Source organism: Amycolatopsis decaplanina DSM 44594 (assembly GCF_000342005.1).
Lineage (GTDB): Bacteria > Actinomycetota > Actinomycetes > Mycobacteriales > Pseudonocardiaceae > Amycolatopsis > Amycolatopsis decaplanina.
Genome location: NZ_AOHO01000030.1, coordinates 1 through 352, shown reverse-complemented (window position 1 = coordinate 352; position 352 = coordinate 1). Strand labels below are relative to the sequence as shown.

At 60.8% G+C, this 352-nt stretch carries 1 protein-coding gene; it reads right to left on the bottom strand.

Features of this window, described 5'->3' with window-relative positions; all coding sequences use genetic code 11:
• Positions 1–17 precede the first annotated feature (17 nt).
• Positions 18–352 (bottom strand): hypothetical protein (locus tag H074_RS06680; protein WP_235096680.1); only part of this gene is annotated, 335 nt, incomplete at its 5' end.

The window sequence follows — 352 nt, the reverse complement described above, 5'->3', positions numbered from 1 at the left end:
GGTCGGCTGTCAGGTGTTCACAGCAGGTTCTCGGGTGTGACGTGCTGATTTCTGATGTAGCAATCGACCAGGACGTCCCACCGGACACCCGCGTGGACCTGGCCCTTGTAGTGGCCTTCGAGAAACTCCGCTGCCTCGTCCACGGTGGTAGCGCCGTCGTTGAGCAGCTGGTCAAGCTGATTCACCATCGTCTGGGCGATCTCGACCGGGATGCCGATCTGGTCCACGATGGTTTCGGCGTCACTACTGATGATCATCTCGGCAGGTTCTTCCTGTTCTGGGCTGGTTGTCAGCGGCGGGTGTGCGATGTGGTGTGGTGGGCGTAGGCCTCTTCGGCTTCCTTCAGCGAGGC